Origin of the sequence: Bartonella sp. CL71SXKL (assembly GCF_042194935.1) — a bacterium.
Lineage (GTDB): Bacteria > Pseudomonadota > Alphaproteobacteria > Rhizobiales > Rhizobiaceae > Bartonella.
In genome coordinates, this window is the sequence record NZ_JBHINI010000063.1 from 1 (window position 1) to 1653 (window position 1653).

A 1653-nucleotide genomic window follows, 5' to 3' on the forward strand; every position below is an offset into this window, starting at 1 on the left:
ATTCTCGTATTTATGGCAAAGCAGAAGTTTTCGATGAACCATGCATTTACGGTCATGCAGAAGTTTACGGTGATGCACATATTTGCGGTGAACCGCACGTTTTTGATAATGCAGAAGTTTATGGCAATGCACAAGTTTACGAAGAGCCACACATTTACGATAGGGCGCGTGTTTACGGCAATGCAGAAGTTTCCGGTGATGCGCATGTTTACGGTCATGCAAAAATTTACGGTGCAGCATGTGTATGTTGGGACGACTGGATTGATGGCAATAAAAGAATCTCAACTGGAGAAAAGACCAGATGAAAAAATACGAATTTACTGATGAAAAAACTGTGTTTGATGGAAGAACTCTTCACCGAATTAGAGCATTAAGAGACTTTGGATATGTCAAAAAAGGTGACCTCGGCGGTTTTATAGAAAAAGAGAGCAACTTAAGCCATAAGAGAGACTGTTGGATTTTTGGCAATGCACAAGTTTACGGTGATGCCAAAGTTTATGATGATGCGCGGGTTTATGGGAATGCACGCGTTTATGACAATGCACAAGTTTATGATTATGCCGAAGTTGGTGGTGCTTCTGTTGGAGATAATGCCAAGGTTTTTGACTATGCGCGGATTTATGGGAATTCTGTTATAGGGGAAAGTGTACACGTTTACGGAAATGCTAAAATTTACAATCAAGCATATATTTGCTGTCGTGTACACATTGCTGGAAATTGTAAAATTAGTGGCTCCACCGTAATCGTAGAACGTGAGAAATAGTAATCATGGAAAAGAAATATGAACTTACTGATGAAACAATCGAAGTTGGGGGCAAAACTCTTCACCGCATTCGTGCATTGAGAAGCTTCGGAAAAATCAAGAAAGGTGACCTAGGCGGCTTTATAGAAGGTGAGAGCAACTTAAGTCATGAAGGAGACTGTTGGGTTTATGATGATGCCATGGTTTATAGCGGTGCAAAAGTTTACAACAATGCCAAGGTATTTGATAACTCAAAAGTTTGTTATTTTGCAAATATTTATGAAAATGCAACAATTCATCATAACGCAAAAATATATGGTGGTCGTATTTTTGGAAAAGCACATGTTTACGAAAATGCAAGTGTTCATTGCAATGCAGAAGTGTATGGTAACGCACACATTTACGGAGATTCAGAGGTTCGTGGAGGCAGTATTATCACAACGAGCGAGAGAAGATAATTATTATGTATAGATATGAAATTAAACCTACTTTGTGTTCGCAGTTAGTTGTGAGAAATACCCACAATCCAGGTGAACTTTGTATAACGATCTCTGGAGATAAGGGCGAGCCCTATGTAGATACCATAATCTCTAAAGACAAAATAGATGCCTTCTTAAGTGAAGAGAATATCGTGCCAATGGAACTCATAGGATCGCAATGCTTTGCATTTTCATACGAATTCAGACCGTTTGCATGCACTAGATTTGAAATGATACCACCCAATTCAGATGAATCTTTCTTGTTGACGCTATATTCTGATCATTGTGCATATATAAAACGCATTCCAATTGATCGGATTGTACAACCTGTAAAGACAAAACTCTAACACCCCAAAACCAGCCTTTTAACACAAGCGTGATTCACGCCACGGGGGAATTGCGCGCAAATCAAGGAAACCAACATGACAAATT

At 39.1% G+C, this 1653-nt stretch carries 2 protein-coding genes and 1 pseudogene; all 3 read left to right on the forward strand.

The annotated features are described in order from the left end of the window. Nucleotides 1-305, forward strand: a pseudogene (locus ACFILA_RS09425) (hypothetical protein); the annotation flags it as partial. Beyond that, nucleotides 302-763: a hypothetical protein gene (locus tag ACFILA_RS09430; RefSeq protein WP_375661114.1), complete on the forward strand. Its 462-nt coding sequence runs from the start codon at nucleotides 302-304 to the stop codon at nucleotides 761-763. The pseudogene ACFILA_RS09425 and the gene ACFILA_RS09430, both read left to right, overlap by 4 nt. Nucleotides 764-768: 5 nt before the next feature. After that, on the forward strand, nucleotides 769-1200 hold the full coding sequence (locus tag ACFILA_RS09435) for a hypothetical protein (RefSeq protein WP_375661115.1): 432 nt from the start codon (nucleotides 769-771) through the stop codon (nucleotides 1198-1200). The last annotated feature ends 453 nt before the right edge of the window (nucleotides 1201-1653 follow it).

Bases quoted from the DNA above. Each gene is read 5' to 3' on its own strand.
- ACFILA_RS09430 (WP_375661114.1), top strand. From the start codon at position 302: ATGAAAAAATACGAATTTACTGATGAAAAAACTGTGTTTGATGGAAGA.
- ACFILA_RS09435 (WP_375661115.1), top strand. From the start codon at position 769: ATGGAAAAGAAATATGAACTTACTGATGAAACAATCGAAGTTGGGGGC.